The 23,914-nt window shown below is 68.0% G+C and carries 18 protein-coding genes and 3 rRNA genes; 12 read left to right on the top strand and 9 right to left on the bottom strand.

Translation table 11 applies throughout. The features are described 5' to 3' along the window. The first annotated feature begins 168 nt into the window (after positions 1 to 168). Entirely contained in the window at positions 169 to 2,700 is a 2,532-nt protein-coding gene (locus ACYQ8Q_RS11170) for an ABC transporter ATP-binding protein/permease (protein WP_460064110.1), read from the top strand. Positions 2,701 to 2,770: 70 nt separating this feature from the next. Here the strand turns inward: ACYQ8Q_RS11170 and ACYQ8Q_RS11165 are convergent, their stop codons facing one another. From ACYQ8Q_RS11165 to ACYQ8Q_RS11155, 3 genes are all read right to left on the bottom strand, one after another. Beyond that, the gene (locus ACYQ8Q_RS11165) at positions 2,771 to 3,517 is read right to left on the bottom strand and encodes a transglycosylase SLT domain-containing protein (RefSeq protein WP_460064108.1); all 747 of its coding nucleotides are present in this window, start codon (positions 3,515 to 3,517) and stop codon (positions 2,771 to 2,773) included. Between the two features lie 299 nt (positions 3,518 to 3,816). Further along, a complete protein-coding gene (locus ACYQ8Q_RS11160) occupies positions 3,817 to 4,956 on the bottom strand; it encodes an S-adenosylmethionine:tRNA ribosyltransferase-isomerase (RefSeq protein ID WP_460064106.1) in 1,140 nt (379 codons plus the stop codon). Further along, complete coding sequence (locus tag ACYQ8Q_RS11155) at positions 4,953 to 5,651, bottom strand: SDR family NAD(P)-dependent oxidoreductase (RefSeq protein WP_460064104.1); 699 nt, start codon at positions 5,649 to 5,651, stop codon at positions 4,953 to 4,955. The genes ACYQ8Q_RS11160 and ACYQ8Q_RS11155 overlap by 4 nt, the downstream gene beginning before the upstream one ends. Positions 5,652 to 5,890: 239 nt before the next feature. Between ACYQ8Q_RS11155 and ACYQ8Q_RS11150 the strand changes: the two genes are divergently transcribed. From ACYQ8Q_RS11150 to ACYQ8Q_RS11140, 3 genes are all read left to right on the top strand, one after another. Further along, positions 5,891 to 7,069, top strand: a complete 1,179-nt coding sequence (locus ACYQ8Q_RS11150; protein WP_460064102.1) for a GAF domain-containing sensor histidine kinase — start codon at positions 5,891 to 5,893, stop codon at positions 7,067 to 7,069. Then, entirely contained in the window at positions 7,062 to 7,703 is a 642-nt protein-coding gene (locus ACYQ8Q_RS11145; protein ID WP_460064101.1) for a response regulator, read from the top strand. Before ACYQ8Q_RS11150 ends, ACYQ8Q_RS11145 begins: the two co-directional genes overlap by 8 nt. A gap of 148 nt (positions 7,704 to 7,851) precedes the next feature. Next, entirely contained in the window at positions 7,852 to 8,091 is a 240-nt protein-coding gene (locus ACYQ8Q_RS11140) for a chaplin (protein WP_460064100.1), read from the top strand. A gap of 177 nt (positions 8,092 to 8,268) precedes the next feature. On the opposite strand, the gene ACYQ8Q_RS11135 is transcribed toward ACYQ8Q_RS11140, so the two are convergent. After that, complete coding sequence (locus ACYQ8Q_RS11135) at positions 8,269 to 9,051, bottom strand: hypothetical protein (RefSeq protein WP_460064098.1); 783 nt, start codon at positions 9,049 to 9,051, stop codon at positions 8,269 to 8,271. A 153-nt stretch (positions 9,052 to 9,204) separates the two neighbouring features. Here ACYQ8Q_RS11135 and ACYQ8Q_RS11130 point away from each other — a divergent pair, with 153 nt between their 5' ends. The 3 genes from ACYQ8Q_RS11130 (at position 9,205) to ACYQ8Q_RS11120 (ending at position 11,624) form a co-directional block, all read left to right on the top strand. Further along, a complete protein-coding gene (locus ACYQ8Q_RS11130; protein WP_055638680.1) occupies positions 9,205 to 10,002 on the top strand; it encodes an ABC transporter ATP-binding protein in 798 nt (265 codons plus the stop codon). Between the two features lie 89 nt (positions 10,003 to 10,091). Further along, the gene (locus ACYQ8Q_RS11125; RefSeq protein WP_460064096.1) at positions 10,092 to 10,526 is read left to right on the top strand and encodes an NfeD family protein; all 435 of its coding nucleotides are present in this window, start codon (positions 10,092 to 10,094) and stop codon (positions 10,524 to 10,526) included. Between the two features lie 150 nt (positions 10,527 to 10,676). Next, positions 10,677 to 11,624 carry an SPFH domain-containing protein gene (locus ACYQ8Q_RS11120; RefSeq protein WP_055638678.1) on the top strand — a complete coding sequence of 316 codons (948 nt, stop codon included), beginning with the start codon at positions 10,677 to 10,679 and terminating at the stop codon, positions 11,622 to 11,624. Between the two features lie 122 nt (positions 11,625 to 11,746). Here the strand turns inward: ACYQ8Q_RS11120 and ACYQ8Q_RS11115 are convergent, their stop codons facing one another. From ACYQ8Q_RS11115 to ACYQ8Q_RS11105, 3 genes are all read right to left on the bottom strand, one after another. Then, positions 11,747 to 12,253 (bottom strand): HNH endonuclease, encoded by a 507-nt coding sequence (locus ACYQ8Q_RS11115; protein WP_460064094.1) that lies wholly within the window; start codon positions 12,251 to 12,253, stop codon positions 11,747 to 11,749. Between the two features lie 159 nt (positions 12,254 to 12,412). Beyond that, positions 12,413 to 12,946, bottom strand: a complete 534-nt coding sequence (locus tag ACYQ8Q_RS11110; protein ID WP_460064093.1) for a YbhB/YbcL family Raf kinase inhibitor-like protein — start codon at positions 12,944 to 12,946, stop codon at positions 12,413 to 12,415. Between the two features lie 45 nt (positions 12,947 to 12,991). Further along, positions 12,992 to 13,774 carry a sporulation protein gene (locus tag ACYQ8Q_RS11105; protein ID WP_460064092.1) on the bottom strand — a complete coding sequence of 261 codons (783 nt, stop codon included), beginning with the start codon at positions 13,772 to 13,774 and terminating at the stop codon, positions 12,992 to 12,994. 150 nt (positions 13,775 to 13,924) lie between these two features. Here ACYQ8Q_RS11105 and ACYQ8Q_RS11100 point away from each other — a divergent pair, with 150 nt between their 5' ends. From ACYQ8Q_RS11100 to ACYQ8Q_RS11080, 5 genes are all read left to right on the top strand, one after another. Beyond that, positions 13,925 to 14,575, top strand: coding sequence for a DNA-3-methyladenine glycosylase (locus ACYQ8Q_RS11100; protein ID WP_460064090.1), 651 nt, complete (start codon positions 13,925 to 13,927; stop codon positions 14,573 to 14,575). Positions 14,576 to 15,095: 520 nt separating this feature from the next. Continuing rightward, positions 15,096 to 16,621: ribosomal RNA gene (locus ACYQ8Q_RS11095) — 16S ribosomal RNA — on the top strand. A 270-nt stretch (positions 16,622 to 16,891) separates the two neighbouring features. Continuing rightward, a 23S ribosomal RNA gene (locus tag ACYQ8Q_RS11090) occupies positions 16,892 to 20,013 on the top strand. Between the two features lie 104 nt (positions 20,014 to 20,117). Continuing rightward, a 5S ribosomal RNA gene (gene rrf / locus ACYQ8Q_RS11085) occupies positions 20,118 to 20,234 on the top strand. The 16S, 23S and 5S rRNA genes sit together here, the layout of an rRNA operon. 1,201 nt (positions 20,235 to 21,435) lie before the next feature. Continuing rightward, positions 21,436 to 22,242 (top strand): hypothetical protein, encoded by an 807-nt coding sequence (locus ACYQ8Q_RS11080; protein ID WP_460073258.1) that lies wholly within the window; start codon positions 21,436 to 21,438, stop codon positions 22,240 to 22,242. An 88-nt stretch (positions 22,243 to 22,330) separates the two neighbouring features. On the opposite strand, the gene ACYQ8Q_RS11075 is transcribed toward ACYQ8Q_RS11080, so the two are convergent. Both ACYQ8Q_RS11075 and ACYQ8Q_RS11070 read right to left on the bottom strand, forming a co-directional pair. Next, on the bottom strand, positions 22,331 to 23,488 hold the full coding sequence (locus ACYQ8Q_RS11075; protein ID WP_460064088.1) for an RNA polymerase sigma factor: 1,158 nt from the start codon (positions 23,486 to 23,488) through the stop codon (positions 22,331 to 22,333). Continuing rightward, entirely contained in the window at positions 23,488 to 23,901 is a 414-nt protein-coding gene (locus tag ACYQ8Q_RS11070) for a YciI family protein (protein ID WP_460064086.1), read from the bottom strand. The genes ACYQ8Q_RS11075 and ACYQ8Q_RS11070 overlap by 1 nt, the downstream gene beginning before the upstream one ends. Positions 23,902 to 23,914: the final 13 nt, after the last annotated feature.

Raw genomic sequence — 23,914 nt, 5'->3', positions numbered from 1 at the left:
TACCACTCTCCGGGGCGTTTTCAACCCCGTCAACGGGAACGGCCGATGTGCTCGTGCAAGCTGCTCTCCAGGCCCGACTTTCGGTCAGGGGGCCGGTACTGAAATAGTTCCCGACGATGTTCGACATCCCTAGACTCCCTGTGATGGGGGTAACTCGGGGGACTACTCATGGGGTATGGAGTGCCGGAACTCGTACTGGAATTGAACGGACGTACCTGGACGCTCGATCCGTCCAGGCCATACACCCTCGGACGTGATCCGCAGGGGGACATCGTGTTCGAGGACGCCAGGGTCTCCTGGCGCCACGCCACGGTCAGCTTCAACGGGCGCAGTTGGGTCGTCGAGGACCACGGCAGCACGAACGGCACGTTCGCGCAGGGGCAGCGGATCAGCCAGTTGGAGATCGGCCCCGGCTCGGCGCTGCACCTGGGCAACGCCAACGACGGCCCGCGCGTGACCCTGTCGGGCGCACAGGCGCCGGCGGCACAGCCGCAGCAGCAGCCCTACGCCGCGCAGGGCGCGAACCCCGGCTGGACCGCCCCGCCGGCCGCCCAGCCGCAGGCCGGCTGGCAGCCGCCGCAGCAGGCCGCGCCGCAGGTCCCGCAGCAGCCGGGGCCGAACGAGCCGTACGCGCAGAACGTTTCCGGCGGGGGCGCGGGGGCGCCGCCGGTCTACGGAGACCGCAGCCCGACCACGTTCCACCAGTTCTCCATCGGCCGTGTCATGCGCATCGGCCGCGCCCTGGAGAACGAGCTGGTCGTCTCCGACCTCCAGGTGTCGCGCAACCACGCCGAGTTCCGCTCCATGCCCGACGGCAGCATGGAGATCCGCGACCTCGGCTCGCACAACGGCACCTATGTCAACGGTCAGCCGATCCCCAAGGGCGGCACGCGGCTGCTGGGCGCGGCCGACGTCGTCGGCGTCGGCCACTCGACGTTCCGGATCGTCGGCGACCGGCTCGAGGAGTTCGTCGACACCGGTGAGGTCTCCTTCTCCGCGCGCCACCTCACCGTCACGGTCGACGGCGGCAAGCAGATCCTCAAGGACGTCTCCTTCGGCGTCCCGGAGAAGTCCCTGATCGCGGTGATCGGACCGTCCGGTTCCGGCAAGTCCACGCTGCTCAAGGCGCTGACCGGCTACCGCCCGGCCAACCAGGGCGACGTCCTGTACGACAACCGGAACCTGTACAAGCAGTTCGCCGAGCTGCGCCAGCGCATCGGCCTCGTTCCGCAGGACGACATCCTGCACAAGGAACTGACCGTCAAGAAGGCCCTCAAGTACGCGGCCAAGCTCCGCTTCCCCGCCGACACCACGGCCGCCGAGCGCGAGGCCCGGATCGACGAGGTGCTGCGCGAGCTGAAGCTGGACATCCACAAGGAGAAGAAGGTCACCTCTCTCTCCGGCGGCCAGCGCAAGCGCGTCTCGGTGGCCCTGGAGCTGCTCACCAAGCCGTCGCTGATCTTCCTGGACGAGCCCACCTCGGGTCTCGACCCGGGCATGGACCGCGATGTCATGCAGCTGCTGCGCGGTCTCGCCGACGACGGCCGTACGGTCCTCGTGGTCACCCATTCGGTGGCCGAGCTGGCGATCTGCGACAAGCTGCTGGTGATGGCGCCGGGCGGCGCGGTCGCCTACTTCGGCCCGCCGGAGGAGGCGCTGAACTTCTTCGGCTACGACACCTGGGCCGATGTCTTCTCCGCCTTCGAGAACTACCGCGACTACGACTGGGCGGGCCGCTGGAAGGGCTCGCAGCACTACCAGATGTACGCCGCGGACATCGACGCCGTCGCGCCGCAGTCCGTACAGATGCCGCCGATGCAGGCCATGAAGCCGCCGAAGCCGCAGGGCTGGATGTCGCAGTTCATGACGCTGGTGCGCCGCTACACCTCGGTGATCGTGTCGGACAAGGGCTTCCTCGCCCTGTCGTTGATCCTGCCGGTCGTCCTCGGCTCGGTGAGCCTGCTGATCGACTCCGGCAACAGCCTGCTGCCCAACCCGGTCAACCCCAAGAGCGGGCGGATCATCCCCAACGGCACGGCCACCACGGTCCTGCTGATCCTCGCGGTCGGCGCCTGCTTCGCGGGCGCGGCGAACTCGGTCCGTGAGCTGATCAAGGAACGGGTCATCTACGAGCGTGAGCGCGCCACCGGCCTGTCGCGCTCGGCGTACCTGATGTCCAAGGTGTTCGTGCTCGGCCTGGTCACCGTGGTCCAGGGGCTGCTGGTCGGTGTCATCGGCTTCTCCAGCCGGGAGATCCCGACGGAGGGCCTGATCCTCAAGAGCGCCCCGCTGCTGGAGCTCTGCCTGCCGATCATGGCGCTGGGCTTCACCTCGATGATGTTCGGCCTGATCATCTCCTCGCTGGTGAAGACGGCCGAGAAGACCATGCCGCTGCTGGTCATGTTCGCGATCATCCAGGTGGTCTTCACCGGCTGTCTGTTCGCCCTGAACGGCTCGATCGGCGTCAACGAGTTCTCGTACCTGATGCCCTCGCGCTGGGCAGTCGGCGCGGCCGGCGCCACGCTGGACTTCAACAAGATCAGCCCGCCCAAGGACGGCGGCGACAACGACCCGCTGTGGGAGCACACCGTCGGCGCGTGGAGCCTGGACATGATCGCGCTGATCGCCCTCGGTGTGATCTGCGCCTTCTTCGTGGCCCGCTTCCTGCGCCGGCACGAGCCCGAGGTCATGCGCAAGTAGTCCGTCCCGTACGACGCCGAAGGGCGGCACCCTGCGCGAGGGTGCCGCCCTTCGGCGCGTGGTGACGGTGTCAGTACGCGCTGTTGACGTTGTCCATGGAGCCGTACTTGTCGGCCGCGTAGTTGCAGGCGGCGGTGATGTTGGCGACCGGGTTGTAGATGTTCCAGGAGGTGCCGGCGACGTGGTACGCGCTGAAGGTCGGCGGGATGACCTGGAGCAGGCCCTTCGACGGGACGCCGTTGACGGCGTTGACGTCCCAGTCGTTGATGGCGTTCGGGTTGCCGGAGGACTCCCGCATGATGTTGCGCTTGATGCCCTCGTAGGAGCCCGGGATGCCGTGCTTCTTCATGATGGCGAGCGACTCGCGGATCCAGCCGTCGAGGTTGTTGGCGTAGCTCTTGGCGGCGACCGGCTTCACGGCGGCGCGGTGCGTGGAGCGGCTCGCGGCCTGCTTCGCCTTGTGCGCGGCGGCGGCCTTCGCGGCGGCGGCCTTGCGGGCGGCCTCGGCGGCCGCCCGCTTCTTCGTGGCGACGGCCTTGCGCACGGCCTCGGCGGCGGCCTTCTTCTGCGCGGCGGCGTCCGCGGCGGCCTTCTTCTTCGCCTCGATGGCCTCGATCTTCAGGTTCGAACCGGCGAGCTGGTCGGTCACCGTGCCCTTCACGCCCTGCACCGGCTCGGTGCTGTACGCGACCCGGGCCGAGGAGACGGCGTCCGTCGTGGTCGTGTGCGCGTCGGCCGGCACCACGGAGAAGGCGAGGGCGGCCGCGCCGAGGGTGGCGGCACCGGCGATCGCGATCTTGTGAGCGTTCTTGGGCATGGCGAATGACCTCTTCGAAATAGCGCGGAGGTCGCTCGTCCGACGGTGGACACGGTGCTCCTGGCACGAACGAACGCTGCGGCGGAAACCCGCGGCGCTGAGCGACGAGAGCAATTCTTAGCGGCCGCAAAATGCCCAGGCAAAGGTGTGACCTACGATCCCCGGTAGTGGATCAGGGAAGGGCAAAACGGGACAGACTGGAATGTCTGCCCCGTTCGCAAGGGACCGCTTTCTCTCCTATGCCCCTTCGTACGTGATGTGCGCCCTATGTGGGGCCTCACATCGCCCCGCCCCCGTTCTCACGGGCAGTTGCTGAAGCAATGCTCTGTGTGAGGGCCTTCTGTCGCACCCTCCTCCGGCAGGAGGAGATGGACGTCCCCGAACTCGTGCCACAGATACCGCCCCCGCAGCGCCTCCTCGTACCCCCGGTCGATCGCGGCCCGCCCCGCCACCGCCTCCAGCATCAGCAGATGCGAGGCCTCCGGCTCGTGCAGCCCGGTCAGCAGCCCGTCCACCACCCGCACCCCGCGCCCGGGCGTCACCACGAGGTCCGTCCACCCCTCACGCGCGTGTACGACCCCGTCCGCACCCGCGGCCGACTCCACCGCCCGCACGGCCGTCGTCCCCACGGCGATCACCCGCCCGTCCCCGGCCCGCACGGCGTTGATCAGCCGCGCCGAGGCCTCCGGCACCGAGAACCGCTCCGGATACGGCGGCTCGTGCACCTCCGCCGACGCCACCCCGGTGTGCAGCACCACCGGCGCGAACTGCACCCCCCGGCTCACCAGCTCCGCCACCAGCCCCGCCGTGAAGGGCCGCGCCGCGCTCGGCATCTCCGCGCTGCCCGCCCCGTCGGCCGACGGCAGCGCGAACACCGTCTGATACACGGACAACGGCTGGTCCCGCTCCGTATAGGAGTAACGGACAGGCCGCCCGTGCTCCCGCAACAGCCCCGGCACATCGGCCGCGGCCCGGCCGCCGGCCCCCGCCCCGCCGGCCGCCCGCGCCCACCACAGCCGCCCGCTCCCGGGACTCAGCGGCTCCTCCAGCGTCAGCCGCACACCCCCGGGCAGCCGGACCTCCGTCCCGGCGGGCCCTCCCGCACGCGCGCGGGTCGTCCCCCTCCCGTCCGGATCCCGCAGCTCGACCGCCCACCGCCCCGCACCGCCGTGCGCCGCGTCCCCGCGCGTCGAGAAGTGCACCACCACGCGCGCGTGCGCGATCCGTCCGTTCACGGCCGCCGCCAGCGTCGGCGAGGTGTTCACCACCAGCAGGTCCCCGGCCCGCAGCAGACACGGCAGCTCCCGGAACACGTGATGCGTCGGCTCCGTCCCCCGCGACACCAGCAGCCGTACGTCGTCCCGCCCCCGCCCCGGCCCGCGCTGCTCGACCGGCACCCGCGCCGACAGCTCCCCGGGCACCCTCACCGCCAGCGTCATCGCCGTCCCTCCAGCAGCGCCGGAGCCCCGTACCGCCCGCTCGCCGGACGCTCGTCCAGCAACCGCAGGAAGGCCGGCACCACGCTGCCCGGCTCCGGACGCGGATCGTCGTCGTCCGGTACGGCCGCCGCGTACAGGTCCGTCCCCATGTCCCCGGGATCCACCGCCCACACCCGCAGCGCCGGCTCCTCCTCGCCGAGCACCGCCGCGAGGTGGTCCAGGGCCGCCTTCGACGCCCCGTAGCCGCCCCAGGTCTCATAGGCCTCCGCCGCCGCGTCCGAGCTCACGGTGATCACCGCGCCCGCCCGCGCCGCCCGCAGCAGCGGCAGCGCCTCCTGGACCAGCCCCAGCGCCGCCACCACGTTCACCTCCAGCGCCCGCCGCAGCCCCCGCAGCGGCAGCTCGTCCAGCCGCACCAGCGGCTCGGCACCCAGCGCGCTCGCGTTGCTCACCACCAGATCGCACCCGCCCAGCCCCCGGGCCGCCGCCACCAGCGCCGACCGGTGCCCCGCATCCGTGACGTCACCCGCCGGCGCCCGGACCTCCGTCCCATGCCGCGACACCCAGGCCGCCGTCTCCTTCAGCACCCCCTCGTTCCTGGCGTCCAGCACCAGATCCCAGCCCCGCGCGGCCAGCGCCTCGGCCAGCGCCCGGCCCAGCCCCTTCGAGGCCCCCGTGATGATCGCTACCGGCATGACAACCGTCCCCTCGTCAGCCCGCCTCCGCTCGGCGGTGACCCCAACCTAGGAACCGCTCCCACGCCCCGCCTCCGGCGCGGGACCGGGTCCGCCGGGGCCCTTCGACGTAAGCCCGCACACCCCGTCCCGGCGCCCTACGCCGCCGTACCGAGGACCTGCGGCCTAGGACCCCCGCCCTACCCCCGGCCGTCACAGGTCGGATCCGGCCTGTCACACCCCGCCGGTACCGTGAGGACATGAGTCAAGGTCCCCGGTCCGGCCTCGCCGCGGTGAGCTCCGCGCTGCTGGCCATGAGCAGGCATCTCGAGGTGCGCGACGTCCTCAAGACGATCGTCGCCTCCGCCCGCGAGCTGCTCGACGCCCAGTACGCCGCGCTGGGCGTCCCGGACGACCACGGAGGCTTCGCCCAGTTCGTCGTCGACGGCGTCACCGACGAGCAGTGGAAGGCCATCGGCCCGCTGCCCCGCCAGCACGGCATCCTCGCCGCGATGCTCCAGCAGGCCCGCCCCGAGCGCCTCGCCGACGTCCGCAGGGACCCCCGCTTCGAGGGCTGGCCCTCCGCCCACCCCGACATGTCCGACTTCCTGGGCCTGCCCATCCGCGACGGCGACGAGGTCATCGGCGCCCTCTTCCTCGCGAACAAGCTGTGTCCTGCGGGGGGAAGCCCCCCACACCCCCCGCGCCAGAAGCCCGAGGGCGGCTGCGGCTTCACCGAGGAGGACGAGGACCTCCTCGCCCTCCTCGCCCAGCACGCGGCCATCGCCCTCACCAACGCCCGCCTGTACGAACGCAGCCGCGAACTCACCATCGCCGAGGAGCGCTCCCGGCTGGCCCACGAACTGCACGACGCGGTCGCCCAGAAGCTGTTCTCGCTGCGCCTGACCGCCCAGGCCGCCGCCGCCCTCGTCGACCGCGACCCCTCCCGCGCCAAGGGCGAACTCCAGCAGGTCGCCGCCCTCGCCGCCGAAGCCGCCGACGAACTGCGCGCCGCCGTCGTCGAACTGCGCCCCGCCGCCCTCGACGAGGACGGCCTCGTCGCCACCCTGCGCACCCAGGTCCAGGTCCTCGACCGCGCCCACACCGCGCGCGTCACCTTCACCAGCCACGGCGTGCGCGCCCTGCCCGCCGCCCAGGAGGAGGCCCTGCTGCGGGTCGCCCAGGAGGCCCTGCACAACGCCCTGCGCCACTCCGGCGCCCGGCACGTCGACGTGACCCTGCGCAAACGCGGCCCCGACACGGTCCTGCGCGTCACGGACGACGGCACCGGCTTCGACCCCTCGGCGATCCGCAGAGCCGGCCGCCACCTCGGACTCGTCTCCATGCGGGACCGGGCGAGCGGCATCGGCGGCGGCCTGACGGTGCAATCGGCGCCCGGCAAGGGCACCACGATCGAGATGGAGGCCCCCGGTGGCTGACGCAATCAAGGTGCTGCTCGTCGACGACCACCAGGTCGTCCGCCGCGGACTGCGCACCTTCCTCGAGGTCCAGGACGACATCGAGGTCGTCGGCGAGGCCGCCGACGGCGCCGAGGGAGTCCAGCGCGCCGAGGAACTCCAGCCCGACGTCGTCCTCATGGACGTGAAGATGCCCGGCATGGACGGCGTCGAGGCCCTGCGCCGCCTGCGCGAACTCGACAACCCCGCGCGCGTGCTGATCGTCACCAGCTTCACCGAACAGCGCACGGTGGTCCCGGCCCTGCGCGCCGGCGCCGCCGGATACGTCTACAAGGACGTGGACCCCGACGCCCTCGCCGGCGCCATCCGCTCGGTGCACGCCGGCCACATCCTGCTCCAGCCGGAGGTCGCCGGCGCCCTGCTCTCCCAGGAGGAGTCCAACTCGGGCCAGGGCAGAGGCGGTTCCCTCACGGAACGGGAGCGCGAGGTGCTCGGCCTGATAGCGGACGGCCGCTCCAACCGCGAGATCGCCCGCGCCCTCGTCCTCTCCGAGAAGACCGTGAAGACCCATGTCTCCAACATCCTGATGAAGCTCGACCTCGCCGACCGCACCCAGGCCGCGCTGTGGGCCGTACGGCACGGAGCGGCCGACTGAGGACCGCCGACCCGCTTGTCACTCCAATGATCCGAACGGGCGCTTCTCGGCCCGCCTCCCACACCGTTCCCGATCACTCCCCGTTGATCAGCGCACGACCCGCGGCCGGGTCGGACACGCGCACGCACACGCAGGAGGATCGCACCCCATGAACATCGCCAAGAAGGCTGCCGTGGCCCTCACCGTCGCCGGCGTGGCCGCCGGCGCCTCGGCCGGCGCCGCCGTCGCCGACTCCGGCGCCGAGGGCGCGGCCGTGAAGTCGCCGGGCTTCGCCTCGGGCAACACCGTCCAGATCCCGGTCCACATCCCGGTCAACATCGTCGGCAACACGGTCAACGGCCTCGCCGCCCTGAACCCGGCCTTCGGCAACACGGGCGTCAACCACTGACACCGGTAGCCCGACGAAGGCCCCGTCAGTCACCGACTGGCGGGGCCTTCTCGACGCCCGTCAGCAAAGACCAGCCCGTCCGGCGTCCGAGGACGAGGCCGTCCGGGCCGACACGGGGGTCTGGGGGCAGCGACCCCAGGGACGTGAGCACCACACGCGCTCAGGCACCCCCGACGCTCACCCCCGCTCCTGCTCCTCCACATACGCGTCGTACGCCGCGACCTGCGCCCGCCGAGCCGTCCGCTCCACCGGCCGCAACGCCTCCGCCCGCGCCGCCATCTCGGAGGAACTCACCGCGCCCCCATGCCCCCGATCCACCGCCAGCGACACCAGCAACCCCACCCGCCGCGCCAGCTCCAGCACCCGCACCGCCCGCGGCGGATACCCCGGCGCCAGCACCTCCCGCCCCCGCTCCGTCCGCGCCCGGTACGCGTCGATCGCCGCCTCCGCCACCGGCCCCGACCCCGCCACGTCCAGCTTCGACAGCACGGACGTGGCCTCCCGCAACGCCTCCGCCAGCTCCCGCTCGGCCTCGCCCAGCGACGGCACATCGGCCGGCGGCGCCTCCCGCACCGGCAGACAGTGCCACACCACCTCGACATGGACATCGCCCGCGGGCCCGGCCTCGTACACCTCCGGCACCAGCCCCAGCGCGACCCCGTGACAGATCACGGCCTCCTCCGCCTCCAGCGCCCGCGCGTTGAACTCCGGCGGCCCGCTCAGCCCCAGCGGATGCCCCGGCGCGGGCAGCGCCACCCGCAGCCCCCGCACCCCCAGCGCCCGCAACCGGCCCAGCGCCAGCGTGAGCCCGACGGGCGCCGACTCGCCGGGCAGCCCCTCCACCCGGTGCACGGCGTCCTCCCCGACGACGGCGAGGACGGCGTCGTCCGGCGAGACAAGTCCGGCCAACAGGGCATTTCCCCAAGCGGCAAGGCGACCAGAGCGCGGTTCCGAGAACATCCCCCCACCCTAAGGACCGGACCGATGGAACGGCCCACCCGGCCGGTGGCGTAGATTTTCCCGAGGGGCCGCGCCCACCCGCGCGCGGCGGTCCACCACAGGCAACCCGCGACAACCGAGACCGGCCACACTGCAAGGGGAGACAACGCGCTCATGAGCGATGTTCTGGAGCTTCAGGACGTATCGGTGGTCCGCGAGGGCAGGGCTCTGGTCGACCAGGTCTCGTGGTCCGTCAAGGAAGGCGAGCGCTGGGTCATCCTCGGCCCCAACGGAGCGGGCAAGACCACCCTCCTCAACATCGCCTCCACCTACCTCTTCCCCAGCTCGGGCACCGTCTCCGTACTCGACGAGACCCTCGGCGCACCCGGTACCGACGTCTTCGAGCTGCGCCCCCGCATCGGCATGGCCGGCATCGCCCTCGCCGAGAAGCTCCCCAAGCGCCAGACCGTCCTGCAGACCGTCCTCACCGCCGCCTACGGCATGACGGCCGCCTGGCAGGAGGAGTACGAGGCCATCGACGAGCAGCGCGCCCGCGCCTTCCTCGACCGCCTCGGCATGAGCGAGTACCTCGACCGCACGTTCGGCTCCCTCTCCGAGGGCGAGCGCAAGCGCACCCTCATCGCCCGCGCCCTGATGACCGACCCCGAACTGCTCCTCCTGGACGAGCCCGCCGCCGGCCTCGACCTCGGTGGCCGCGAGGACCTCGTACGCCGTCTCGGCCGCCTCGCCCGCGACCCCATCGCCCCCTCGATGATCATGGTCACCCACCATGTCGAGGAGATCGCCCCCGGCTTCACCCACGTCCTCATGATCCGCCAGGGCAAGGTCCTCGCCGCGGGCCCCGTCGAACTCGAACTCACCTCCCGCAACCTGTCCCTCTGCTTCGGCCTCCCGCTCGTCGTGGAACAGGTCGGCGACCGCTGGACCGCCCAGGGCCTGCCGCTGTCCTGACCCCGCCCCAGGGACCCACGGCGGCCCTGCCCCGTACTTGACCCCGTGCGCCCTGTCCGCAACGGGACATACGGTCCTACCATGACCCTGTGAACGACATCGACGCGTGGGTCTGGTGGCTCGTCGGCGCGGCAGCGCTCGGAATCCCGCTCGTGGTCACCGCGATGCCGGAGTTCGGCATGCTCGCCGTGGGCGCGGTCGCCGCCGCGATCGGCGCCGGCCTCGGCCTCGGCGCGGTCGCCCAGGTCCTCGTGTTCATCGTCGTCTCGGTCGCCCTCATCGCCGTGGTGCGCCCCATCGCGGCCCGGCACAGCGCACAGCGCCCCCAACTCGCCACCGGAGTGGACGCGTTGAAGGGCAAGCACGCCATCGTGCTGGAACGCGTCGACGGTTCCGGGAACGGCCGGATCAAACTCGCCGGAGAGATCTGGTCGGCCCGCTCCCTCGACACGGACCGCGCGTACGAAGTCGGTGAGGAAGTCGACGTCGTGGACATCGAGGGGGCCACGGCGATCGTCATCTGACCTTGCACAACTCCCGCACTACGCAAGTGAGGCGAAGGCCTCCCGAGGTACGCGACGGTCTGTCAGACTCGACCAGCAAGATCTTCACAAACGTAGGATCTTCCGAAAGCGCTCGAGGCGGAGAAGCGGAGAAGGGGACGGGGACGCACGATGGAACCGGTCATCATCGTCTTGATCATTCTGGTGGTGTTGGTCTTCATCGCCTTGATCAAGACCATCCAGGTCATCCCACAGGCGAGCGCCGCCATCGTCGAGCGCTTCGGCCGTTACACACGCACCCTGAACGCGGGCCTCAACATCGTGGTCCCGTTCATCGACACCATCCGCAACCGCATCGACCTGCGTGAACAGGTCGTCCCGTTCCCGCCGCAGCCGGTGATCACCCAGGACAACCTGGTCGTCAACATCGACACGGTCATCTACTACCAGGTCACCGACGCCCGCGCCGCGACCTACGAGGTCGCCAGCTACATCCAGGCGATCGAGCAGCTCACCGTCACCACGCTCCGCAACATCATCGGCGGCATGGACCTGGAGCGCACCCTGACCTCCCGCGAGGAGATCAACGCGGCCCTGCGCGGCGTCCTCGACGAGGCCACCGGCAAGTGGGGCATCCGCGTCAACCGCGTGGAACTGAAGGCGATCGAGCCCCCGACCTCCATCCAGGACTCGATGGAGAAGCAGATGCGCGCCGACCGTGACAAGCGCGCTGCGATCCTCACCGCCGAAGGTACGCGCCAGGCCGCGATCCTCACCGCGGAGGGCGAGAAGCAGTCCCAGATCCTGCGCGCCGAGGGTGAGGCCAAGGCCGCGGCCCTGCGCGCCGAGGGCGAGGCCCAGGCCGTCCGCACGGTCTTCGAGGCCATCCACGCCGGCGACCCGGACCAGAAGCTCCTCAGCTACCAGTACCTCCAGATGCTCCCGAAGATCGCCGAGGGCGATGCCAACAAGCTCTGGATCGTCCCCAGCGAGATCGGCGACGCCCTCAAGGGCCTCTCCGGCGCGATGGGCAACTTCGGCGCCATGGGCGGCGGTTCCGGCAACGGCGGCTCGGACAAGAAGATCCCGGAACGCCGAGAGAAGCCGTCGATCGACTGAGGGCTCCTGCAAACAGAGTTCCCCGCACCCCACCTGCTTTCAGGGGCGCGGGGAACTGCTCGACAAGCCACAACGAACCCGCAGCCGAGAGACGACACCAGCCCCTACGGCTAGGCGAACCGCTAAGCCGCGTCCACGGACAACCACTCCGGCAGCGCAGCCAAGTCGTCCTGGCCCAGGGCCAACAGCATCGCGTCCTGCGGACTCGGCTCGAACGGCACCCGCAGCAACGGCATGCCCGCCTGGTCCGGAGTCCGGTCCGCCTTGCGGTGGTTGTCCTCCGAGCAGGACGCCACCGTGTTCAGCCAGGTGTCCTGACCGCCCTGCGCGCGAGGCACCACGTGGTCCACCGTGGTCGCCCGGCGACCGCAGTACGCGCACCGGTGCCGGTCCCTGACCAGCACCCCCCTCCGCGACCACGGCGCTTGTCTTCGGAACGGCACCCGTACGTACCTGCACAGCCTGATCACCCGAGGCGCCGGTATGTCCACATCGGCGCCCCGCATACGCAGTTCGGGGTGGGCCTGCTCGACGACGGCCTTGTCCTGGAGCACCAGGACGACAGCTCGGTTCAACGTCACCGTAGACAGCGGCTCGAAGCTCGCGTTCAGGACCAGCGTGTCACGCATCCAGCCCACCTCCCCATTGCATCTGCCCGCCCTCCGGCGAGCTCGGATCAACTCTGGACGGGCATGCCGAGATGGACAACGCAATAAAAAATGCCCGCCTCTGATCACTTCCAAGACCAGAGGCGGGCAAACGTTCAATGAACGATGAGCTGATTGTCCCTACGCGGGGTTCTCGTACTCACCGATCAGCTGGGCGCGCGCGATCGCGTGGAACCGCAGGTTGAACCCGACGACGGCAGGCGAGGCGTCGGCGTCCGGACCGAGCTTCTCCTGGTCCACCGCGTACACCGTGAAGACGTACCGGTGCGGCCCGTCCCCGGGCGGCGGCGCGGCACCGCCGAAGTCCTTGCTGCCGTAGTCGTTGCGCGCCTGTACGGCACCCTCCGGCAGCCCCTCGAACGCGCCGCTGCCCGCCCCCGCCGGCAGCTCGGTCACCGAGACCGGGATGTCGAACAGGACCCAGTGCCAGAACCCGCTGCCCGTCGGGGCGTCGGGGTCGTAACAGGTCACGGCGAAGCTCTTGGTCTCGGCCGGGAAACCCTCCCAGCGCAGCTGCGGCGAGGTGTTCCCCTCCGCGTGGACCTGCGCGGCCTTGAGCGTCGCCCCCTCCTCGACGTCCTCGCTCGTCACCGTGAACGACGGCACGGGCGGGTGGAAGTCATGGGGGAGCGGCCGGCGCTTGAGCTCGGTCACCTCGGTACCTCCTGAACGATGCTGATGGACTCGGTGACGCCGAGCCTAGAACCAGTTGCGCTTGCTGCCGACCTCGGACAGCCACTGGTTGAGGTACGCCGCCCAGTCGGTCGCGTGATAGTCGTTCAGACCGACCTGGAAGGACCGGAAGGTGTCGCTGCCCTCGCTGAACAGCCCCGGCTTCTTGTCCATCTCCAGCACGACGTCCATCGCGTGCTCGTCGGCGACGAAGCTCAGCTCGACCTGGTTCAGACCCCGGTACTGCGACGGCGGGAAGAACTCGATCTCCTGGTAGAACGGCAGCTTCTGCCGCGTACCCCGGATGTGCCCGCGCTCCATGTCCGCGTTCTTGAAGCGGAAGCCCAGCTGGAGGAACGCGTCCAGGATCGCCTTCTGCGCCGGCAGCGGGTGCACGTTGATGGGGTCCAGGTCACCGGAGTCCACCGCGCGGGCGATCGCCAGCTCGGTCGTGACACCGATGTGCATCCCGCGCAGCGCCTGCCCGTCGATCATCGTGACGGGGGTCTCCCAGGGGATCTCCAGCCCGAACGGCACCGCGTGCACCGCACCCGCCTGGAGCTCGAAGGCACCGCCCAGCTGGAGCTTGGTGAACTCGATGTCCTGCTTGTACTCCTGGTCGCCGCCCTCGACCTCGACCTTGGCCTGGAGCCCGACGGACAGTCCCTCGATGTTCTGGTTGACGGAACCGCCCTGGATCCGCACCTCGCCCTGGACCACACCGCCCGGGACGACGTTGACCTCCGTCAGCACCGTCTCGACCGAAGCCCCGCCGGCCCCGAGACTCGCGAGCAGCTTCTTGAACGCCATGACTCTCCCTCTACGACTACTTCTGACGGGATCCCTTGATCCCTAGAAACGCGATCCGGACCTGGCCGGTTCCGCGTCCCTCACCCTGGCAAGCCGAGTGCCCGCTGACCACCCCGGCGCACCCGTCGTCCTCCACTACGCTCGGAGGGCATGATCGCGACCCCCGACCGTACGCCTGTCTCCAGGGCCTTCTTCGACCGCCCTGTCCTGGAGGTCGCCCCCGACCTCCTCGGCCGCCTCCTCGTCCGTACGACACCCGACGGTCCGATCACTCTCCGCCTCACGGAGGTCGAGGCCTACGACGGCCCGAACGACCCCGGCTCCCACGCCTACCGCGGCCGCACACCCCGCAACGAGGTGATGTTCGGTCCCCCCGGACATGTGTACGTCTACTTCACCTACGGCATGTGGCACTGCATGAACCTCGTCTGCGGCCCCGACGGCAGGGCGAGCGCGGTCCTGCTCCGGGCCGGCGAGGTGATCGAGGGCGCCGATCTGGCCCGCAAACGTCGACTCTCGGCCCGCAATGACAAGGAACTGGCCAAAGGCCCCGCCCGCCTGGCCACGGCCCTGGACGTGGACCGCACCCTCGACGGCACGGACGCGTGCGCCCCGGACGGCAGTCCTCTCAGACTGCTGACCGGCACCCCCGTCCCCTCCGACCAGGTGAGCAACGGTCCGCGCACGGGGGTCGCCGGCGAGGGCGGCAACGGGGACGTCCACCCCTGGCGCTTCTGGGCGGCCGGCGACCCGACCGTGAGCCCCTACCGGGCGCACGTCCCCAGGCGCCGCCGAAGTTGACTCGCCATTGACAGGGGCGTAACGTAGCCCGAGCCGCTTGAACCGGGTACGGCATTCGCCAGCAGCCGGAAGCGGCCAACCCACTACCTACGACATCCCTCAGCGGGATCGCTTTCGGCATGCCTGCATGCCTGAATTCGAACTCGCAGGAACTCGATTATGAGTTGCCGAGGGAATCGGCTAACGTAGTGAATGTCGAAAGGCCGACAGGCGAAAGCCGGAAGCCCGAAGACAATCCCGCCGACAGGGAATCGGACACCGAAAAGGTCTGATAGAGTCGGAAACACCGAAGGGAAGCCCGGAGGAAAGCCCGAGAGGGTGAGTACAAAGGAAGCTTTCGTTCCTTGAGAACTCAACAGCGTGCCAAAAATCAACGCCAGATTAGTTGATACCCCGTCCCCGGCAGTGATAGCCGAGGATGAGGTTCCTTTGAAAAAACACAGCGAGGACGCTGTGAACGGTCGGATCATTCCTCCGACTGTTCCGCTCTCGTGTGTGTTCACCGGATGACCGGTAAACATTCACGGAGAGTTTGATCCTGGCTCAGGACGAACGCTGGCGGCGTGCTTAACACATGCAAGTCGAACGATGAAGCCCTTCGGGGTGGATTAGTGGCGAACGGGTGAGTAACACGTGGGCAATCTGCCCTTCACTCTGGGACAAGCCCTGGAAACGGGGTCTAATACCGGATATCACTCTCGCAGGCATCTGTGAGGGTCGAAAGCTCCGGCGGTGAAGGATGAGCCCGCGGCCTATCAGCTTGTTGGTGAGGTAATGGCTCACCAAGGCGACGACGGGTAGCCGGCCTGAGAGGGCGACCGGCCACACTGGGACTGAGACACGGCCCAGACTCCTACGGGAGGCAGCAGTGGGGAATATTGCACAATGGGCGAAAGCCTGATGCAGCGACGCCGCGTGAGGGATGACGGCCTTCGGGTTGTAAACCTCTTTCAGCAGGGAAGAAGCGAAAGTGACGGTACCTGCAGAAGAAGCGCCGGCTAACTACGTGCCAGCAGCCGCGGTAATACGTAGGGCGCAAGCGTTGTCCGGAATTATTGGGCGTAAAGAGCTCGTAGGCGGCTTGTCACGTCGGGTGTGAAAGCCCGGGGCTTAACCCCGGGTCTGCATTCGATACGGGCTAGCTAGAGTGTGGTAGGGGAGATCGGAATTCCTGGTGTAGCGGTGAAATGCGCAGATATCAGGAGGAACACCGGTGGCGAAGGCGGATCTCTGGGCCATTACTGACGCTGAGGAGCGAAAGCGTGGGGAGCGAACAGGATTAGATACCCTGGTAGTCCACGCCGTAAACGGTGGGAACTAGGTGTTGGCGACATTCCACGTCGTCGGTGCCGCAGCTAACGCATTAAGTTCCCCGCCTGGGGAGTACGGCCGCAAGGCTAAAACTCAAAGGAATTGACGGGGGCCCGCACAAGCAGCGGAGCATGTGGCTTAATTCGACGCAACGCGAAGAACCTTACCAAGGCTTGACATACACCGGAAACGGCCAGAGATGGTCGCCCCCTTGTGGTCGGTGTACAGGTGGTGCATGGCTGTCGTCAGCTCGTGTCGTGAGATGTTGGGTTAAGTCCCGCAACGAGCGCAACCCTTGTCCTGTGTTGCCAGCATGCCCTTCGGGGTGATGGGGACTCACAGGAGACCGCCGGGGTCAACTCGGAGGAAGGTGGGGACGACGTCAAGTCATCATGCCCCTTATGTCTTGGGCTGCACACGTGCTACAATGGCAGGTACAAAGAGCTGCGAAACCGTGAGGTGGAGCGAATCTCAAAAAGCCTGTCTCAGTTCGGATTGGGGTCTGCAACTCGACCCCATGAAGTCGGAGTTGCTAGTAATCGCAGATCAGCATTGCTGCGGTGAATACGTTCCCGGGCCTTGTACACACCGCCCGTCACGTCACGAAAGTCGGTAACACCCGAAGCCGGTGGCCCAACCCCTTGTGGGAGGGAGCTGTCGAAGGTGGGACTGGCGATTGGGACGAAGTCGTAACAAGGTAGCCGTACCGGAAGGTGCGGCTGGATCACCTCCTTTCTAAGGAGCACATAGCCAGCTTCGAGCGAATGTCTCGGAGTGGTTGCTCATGGGTGGAACGTTGATTATTCGGCACGGTCTGGATGTCTTCTGCTAGTACTGCTTCGGCGTGGAACGCAGGGAGAACGAAAGGACCGGGTCGGGCACGCTGTTGGGTGTCTGAGGGAATGAACCCTCGGATGCCGGCCCCAGTGAACTCTGACCGTGTGGTTGGGGGTGATGGGTGGCTGGTCGTTGTTTGAGAACTGCACAGTGGACGCGAGCATCTGTGGCCAAGTTTTTAAGGGCGCACGGTGGATGCCTTGGCACCAGGAACCGATGAAGGACGTGGGAGGCCACGATAGTCCCCGGGGAGTCGTCAACCAGGCTTTGATCCGGGGGTTTCCGAATGGGGAAACCCGGCAGTCGTCATGGGCTGTCACCCGCTGCTGAACACATAGGCAGTGTGGAGGGAACGCGGGGAAGTGAAACATCTCAGTACCCGCAGGAAGAGAAAACAACCGTGATTCCGGGAGTAGTGGCGAGCGAAACCGGATGAGGCCAAACCGTATGCGTGTGAGACCCGGCAGGGGTTGCGCATACGGGGTTGTGGGATTTCTCTTGATCAGTCTGCCGGCTGGTCGGCGAGTCAGAAACCGTATGGATAGGCGAAGGACATGCGAAAGGTCCGGCGTAGAGGGTAAGACCCCCGTAGTCGAAATCTGTACGGCTCGTTTGAGAAACACCCAAGTAGCACGGGGCCCGAGAAATCCCGTGTGAATCTGGCGGGACCACCCGCTAAGCCTAAATATTCCCTGGTGACCGATAGCGGATAGTACCGTGAGGGAATGGTGAAAAGTACCGCGGGAGCGGAGTGAAATAGTACCTGAAACCGTGTGCCTACAAGCCGTGGGAGCGTCGGGTAGGAACTTGTTCCTACCTCGTGACTGCGTGCCTTTTGAAGAATGAGCCTGCGAGTTTGCGGTGTGTTGCGAGGTTAACCCGGGTGGGGTAGCCGTAGCGAAAGCGAGTCCGAACAGGGCGTTTCAGTAGCACGCTCAAGACCCGAAGCGGAGTGATCTAGCCATGGGCAGGTTGAAGCGGAGGTAAGACTTCGTGGAGGACCGAACCCACCAGGGTTGAAAACCTGGGGGATGACCTGTGGTTAGGGGTGAAAGGCCAATCAAACTCCGTGATAGCTGGTTCTCCCCGAAATGCATTTAGGTGCAGCGTCGTGTGTTTCTTGCCGGAGGTAGAGCACTGGATAGGCGATGGGCCCTACCGGGTTACTGACCTTAGCCAAACTCCGAATGCCGGTAAGTGAGAGCGCGGCAGTGAGACTGTGGGGGATAAGCTCCATGGTCGAGAGGGAAACAGCCCAGAGCATCGACTAAGGCCCCTAAGCGTACGCTAAGTGGGAAAGGATGTGGAGTCGCAGAGACAACCAGGAGGTTGGCTTAGAAGCAGCCACCCTTGAAAGAGTGCGTAATAGCTCACTGGTCTAGTGATTCCGCGCCGACAATGTAGCGGGGCTCAAGCGTACCGCCGAAGTCGTGTCATTGCAGCGATAAGCCCCAACGGGTGCTGTGATGGGTAGGGGAGCGTCGTGTGCCGGGTGAAGCAGCACCGGAAGGTAGTTGTGGACGGTTCACGAGTGAGAATGCAGGCATGAGTAGCGATTCACACGTGAGAAACGTGTGCGCCGATTGACTAAGGGTTCCTGGGTCAAGCTGATCTGCCCAGGGTAAGTCGGGACCTAAGGCGAGGCCGACAGGCGTAGTCGATGGATAACCGGTTGATATTCCGGTACCCGCTGTGAAGCGTCAAACATCGAACCAGGCGATGCTAAGTCCGTGAAGCCGCCCCGGAGCCTTCGGGCAAAGGGGAGTGGTGGAGCCGACGAACCAGACTTGCAGTAGGTGAGTGATGGGGTGACGCAGGAAGGTAGTCCAGCCCGGGCGGTGGTTGTCCCGGGGTAAGGGTGTAGGGCGAACGGTAGGCAAATCCGCCGTTCACATAGCCTGAGACCTGATGCCGAGCCGATTGTGGTGAAGTGGATGATCCTATGCTGTCGAGAAAAGCCTCTAGCGAGTTTCATGGCGGCCCGTACCCTAAACCGACTCAGGTGGTCAGGTAGAGAATACCGAGGCGTTCGGGTGAACTATGGTTAAGGAACTCGGCAAAATGCCCCCGTAACTTCGGGAGAAGGGGGGCCACGCCTGGTGAGGGGACTTGCTTCCCGAGCTGGGGGTGGCCGCAGAGACCAGCGAGAAGCGACTGTTTACTAAAAACACAGGTCCGTGCGAAGCCGTAAGGCGATGTATACGGACTGACGCCTGCCCGGTGCTGGAACGTTAAGGGGACCGGTTAGTCACATTTCGGTGTGGCGAAGCTGAGAACTTAAGCGCCAGTAAACGGCGGTGGTAACTATAACCATCCTAAGGTAGCGAAATTCCTTGTCGGGTAAGTTCCGACCTGCACGAATGGCGTAACGACTTCTCGACTGTCTCAACCATAGGCCCGGTGAAATTGCACTACGAGTAAAGATGCTCGTTTCGCGCAGCAGGACGGAAAGACCCCGGGACCTTTACTACAGTTTGATATTGGTGTTCGGTTCGGCTTGTGTAGGATAGGTGGGAGACTTTGAAGCGGCCACGCCAGTGGTTGTGGAGTCGTCGTTGAAATACCACTCTGGTCGTGCTGGATGTCTAACCTGGGTCCGTGATCCGGATCAGGGACAGTGTCTGATGGGTAGTTTAACTGGGGCGGTTGCCTCCTAAAGAGTAACGGAGGCGCCCAAAGGTTCCCTCAGCCTGGTTGGCAATCAGGTGTTGAGTGTAAGTGCACAAGGGAGCTTGACTGTGAGACCGACGGGTCGAGCAGGGACGAAAGTCGGGACTAGTGATCCGGCGGTGGCTTGTGGAAGCGCCGTCGCTCAACGGATAAAAGGTACCCCGGGGATAACAGGCTGATCTTCCCCAAGAGTCCATATCGACGGGATGGTTTGGCACCTCGATGTCGGCTCGTCGCATCCTGGGGCTGGAGTCGGTCCCAAGGGTTGGGCTGTTCGCCCATTAAAGCGGTACGCGAGCTGGGTTTAGAACGTCGTGAGACAGTTCGGTCCCTATCCGCTGCGCGCGCAGGAATATTGAGAAGGGCTGTCCCTAGTACGAGAGGACCGGGACGGACGAACCTCTGGTGTGCCAGTTGTTCTGCCAAGGGCATGGCTGGTTGGCTACGTTCGGGAGGGATAACCGCTGAAAGCATCTAAGCGGGAAGCCTGCTTCGAGATGAGTATTCCCACCCACTTGATGGGGTAAGGCTCCCAGTAGACGACTGGGTTGATAGGCCGGATCTGGAAGCACAGTAATGTGTGGAGGTGACCGGTACTAATAGGCCGAGGGCTTGTCCTCAGTTGCTCGCGTCCACTGTGTTAGTTCTGAGGCAACGACCGTTGCCGGCTTTGAGCAGAACACATAACAAAAGAGTGTGCTTGTTCGCTCGAAACCATTAGGGTTTCGGTGGTCATAGCGTGAGGGAAACGCCCGGTTACATTCCGAACCCGGAAGCTAAGCCTCACAGCGCCGATGGTACTGCAGGGGGGACCCTGTGGGAGAGTAGGACACCGCCGAACAATCTTTGGAAAGGACCCCTGGTCCCAGCGTTCAGCTGGGACCAGGGGTCCTTTTGTTTTTACAATGCTTGTGTACCGAAGACAGGAGTCACCGATGTCCACCAACTCTCCCGACGACCGACCGGAGCGCGAGCAGCGGCGACGGGACGGTGGGGATCGCAGCGATCGTGGTGGCTACCGCAGCGATCGCGGGGGTTTCCGCCGCGACGATCGTGGTGATCGTGGTGGTCACGGCCGGCGTGACGACAACCGCGGTGGTGGGTACGGCCGTCGGGACGACCGCGGTGACCGCGGTGACCGAGGCGGGTTCCGCCGCGACGACCGGCGAGACGACAACCGGGGTGGTGGGTACGGCCGTCGGGACGACCGGCGTGACGACCGCCGCGAGGGTGACCGTGGCCCCCGTCCCGCGTTCCAGCGCGACGACCGCGGCCCGCGTCGGGACGACCGGGACCGTGGGTTCCGGCGTGACGACAGGCGTGACGACCGGCGTGACGACCGGGGTGACCGTCCCGCCTTCCGGCGCGACGACAACCGCGGTGGGTTCGGCGACCGGGACCGAGACCGGGGTGGCTACGGGCGCCGTGACGACCGGCGTGACGACCGGCGCGGCGATGACCGTGGCGAGCGCGGCGGCTTCCGGCGTGATGACCGTCGCGACGACCGCGGTGACCGTCCCGCCTTCCGGCGCGACGACAACCGGGGTGGCTTCCGCCGTGACGACCGGCGCGATGACCGGCGTGACGACCGCAGGGACGACCGGCGTGACGAGCGTGGTGGCGAGCGCGGGGGCTACCGCGGTGACCGTCCGGCCTTCCGGCGCGACGACCGTCGGGACGACCGCGGTGACCGGGGCGGGTTCCGCCGTGACGACCGCCGGGATGACCGGCGCGATGATCGACGCGACGACCGGCGTGGTGACGATCGGGGTGGCTTCCGGCGGGACGACCGTGGCGACCGTCCGGCCTTCCGCCGTGACGACCGCCGTGACGATCGGCGCGATGACCGTCGGGACGACCGTGGTGGCGAGCGCGGGGGCTACCGCGGTGACCGTCCGGCCTTCCGGCGCGACGACCGAGGTGGGCGGCCCGGTGGCTTCCGGGGCCGTGACGACCGTCGGGACGACCGGCGCGGCGACGACCGGCGCGGTGGCGGTCGGTTCCGTGACGAGCGGGACCGGGACCGTGAGCCGATCAAGCGGCTGCCGATCCCGGCGGACGTCACCGGCGAGGAGATCGACAAGGACGTACGGCAGGAGCTGCAGAGCCTGCCCAAGACGCTCGCGGACGACGTCGCCCGCAACCTGGTGATGGTCGCCCGGCTGATCGACGAGGACCCCGAGGGGGCCTACGGGTACAGCAAGGTGGCGCTGCGGCTCGCGTCGCGGGTCGCGGCCGTGCGGGAGGCGGCCGGGTTCGCGGCGTACGCGAACCAGAAGTACAGCGAGGCGCTCGCCGAGTTCCGGGCGGCGCGGCGGATGACCGGGTCGGTGGAGCTGTGGCCCGTCATGGCCGACTGCGAGCGTGGGCTCGGGCGGCCGGAGAAGGCGCTGGACATGGCCGGCGCCCCCGAGGTGCACAAGCTCGACAAGGCCGGCCAGGTCGAGATGCGGCTCGTCGCGGCCGGTGCCCGGCGTGACATGGGTCAGCTGGACGCGGCCATCGTGACGCTCCAAAGCCCCGAACTCGCCTCCAGCTCCGTACAGCCGTGGACCGCGCGGCTGCGGTACGCCTACGCCGACGCACTGCTGGCCGCCGGCCGTGAGGGCGAGGCGCGGGAGTGGTTCGCGAAGGCCGTCGAGGCGGACCGGGACGGCAGCACGGACGCCTCCGACCGGCTCGCCGAGCTGGACGGGGTGGACTTCGTCGACGCCCTCGACGAAGGCGAGGACGAGGCAGAGTCCGAGACCGGGATCGAGGCCGGGATCGAGGCCGATGCCGAAGCCGGCGCCGATGCTCCGGGTGAGGACCTGGGCGATGACCTGGGCGAGGACGACGACAAGGACTGAGTCCGTCGCGTGAGTGAGCAGCGAGCAGTGAGCAGTGAGTAGGCAAGGGGCAGGTTCCGGTCGGAACCTGCCCCTTCCGCGTTTCGCGTCAGCTGTCCGCGTCAGGGTGCTCGCGGGTGTTGAGCCGGGCGGCCTGGCGGGTCAGGTGCTCGCGTTCGGCGAGGTTGGGCGCCTTGTGGGCCGCCTCGGCGTACAGACGGGCCGCCGTCGTCAGGTCGCCGTCGCGTTCGTGGAGGTGGGCGGCGACGGCGGTGTGGCGGGGCAGCGAGTCGTCCAGTGCCGCGAGGGCCGCCAGGCCGGCGCGGGGTCCGTCGGCCTCGCCGACGGCGACCGCGCGGTTGAGGCGGACGACCGGGCTGTCGGTCAGCCGGGTGAGTTCGTCGTACCACTCGACGATCTGCACCCAGTCGGTCTCCTCGGCGGTGGGCGCGTCGGCGTGGAGGGCCGCGATGGCGGCCTGGGCCTGGAACTCGCCCAGCCGGTCGCGGGAGAGGGCTGTCTGGAGGATCCGGACGCCCTCGGCGATCGACCGGGTGTCCCAGCGGGCGCGGTCCTGCTCGGCGAGCGGTACGAGGCTGCCGTCGGGCGCGGTCCGGGTGGCGCGGCGGGCGTGGTGGAGCAGCATGAGGGCGAGCAGCCCGGACACCTCGGGGTGGTCGATCGCGGCCGCGAGCCGGCGGGTGAGGCGGATGGCCTCGGCGGCGAGGTCGACAACGCCGGAGTAGCCCTCGTTGAACACCAGGTAGAGGACGCGCAGCACGGTCGCGACATCGCCGGGCCGGTCCAGGCGGACGCCGGAGACGGTGCGCTTGGCGCGGCTGATGCGCTGGGCCATGGTCGCCTCGGGGACCAGGTAGGCCTGGGCGATCTGGCGGGTGGTGAGGCCGCCGACCGCGCGCAGGGTGAGGGCGACGGCGGACGACGGGGTGAGCGAGGGGTGGGCGCAGAGGAAGTAGAGCTGGAGCGTGTCGTCCGCCGAGGGCGCGGGGCCGGGCGTCGGCTCCTCGTCGACGCGCTCCTCACGGCGGCGGCGGGCGGCGTCCGCGCGGGTGGTGTCGAGGAAGCGGCGCCAGGCCACGGTGACGAGCCAGCCCTTGGGGTCGCGGGGCGGGTCGTCGGGCCAGACGCGGACCGCTTCGACCAGTGCGTCCTGCACGGCGTCCTCGGCCGCCGCGAAGTCGGCTCCGCGGCGGACGAGGACGGCGAGGACGTTCGGTGTGAGGCTCCGCAGGAGGGCCTCGTCCATCAATGGCACTCCGTGATGGCGGGCGACGCGGTCAGGAACGGGCGTACCTCGAGCCACTCGTGGATCGGTCGGCCGCCCGCGCCGGGGGCGGCGGACAGTTCCCCGGCCAGTTCGACGGCGCGCTCGTGGCTGTCGACGTCGATGATCATCCAGCCGGCGATGAGGTCCTTGGTCTCGGCGAACGGGCCGTCGGTGACCGGCGGGCGGCCCTCGCCGTCGTAGCGGACCCACTGGCCCTCGGGGGCGAGCGCTTGGCCGTCGACGAACTCGCCGGTCTTCTCGAGCCCGGCCGCGAAGTCGTTCATGTACTGGATGTGCGCCGAGATCTCCTGTGGTGTCCACTGGTCCATCGGCACGTTGTTCACCGGGTCCGGGGCGCCGCGGTAGTGCTTCAGCAGCAGGTACTTGGCCATGGTGTCTCCTCGG

The sequence above is a fragment of the Streptomyces sp. YKOK-I1 genome (genome assembly GCF_054660435.1).
The sequence above is the reverse complement of the archived record's forward strand: the minus strand, read 5'-3'. Positions and strand labels throughout refer to the sequence as shown.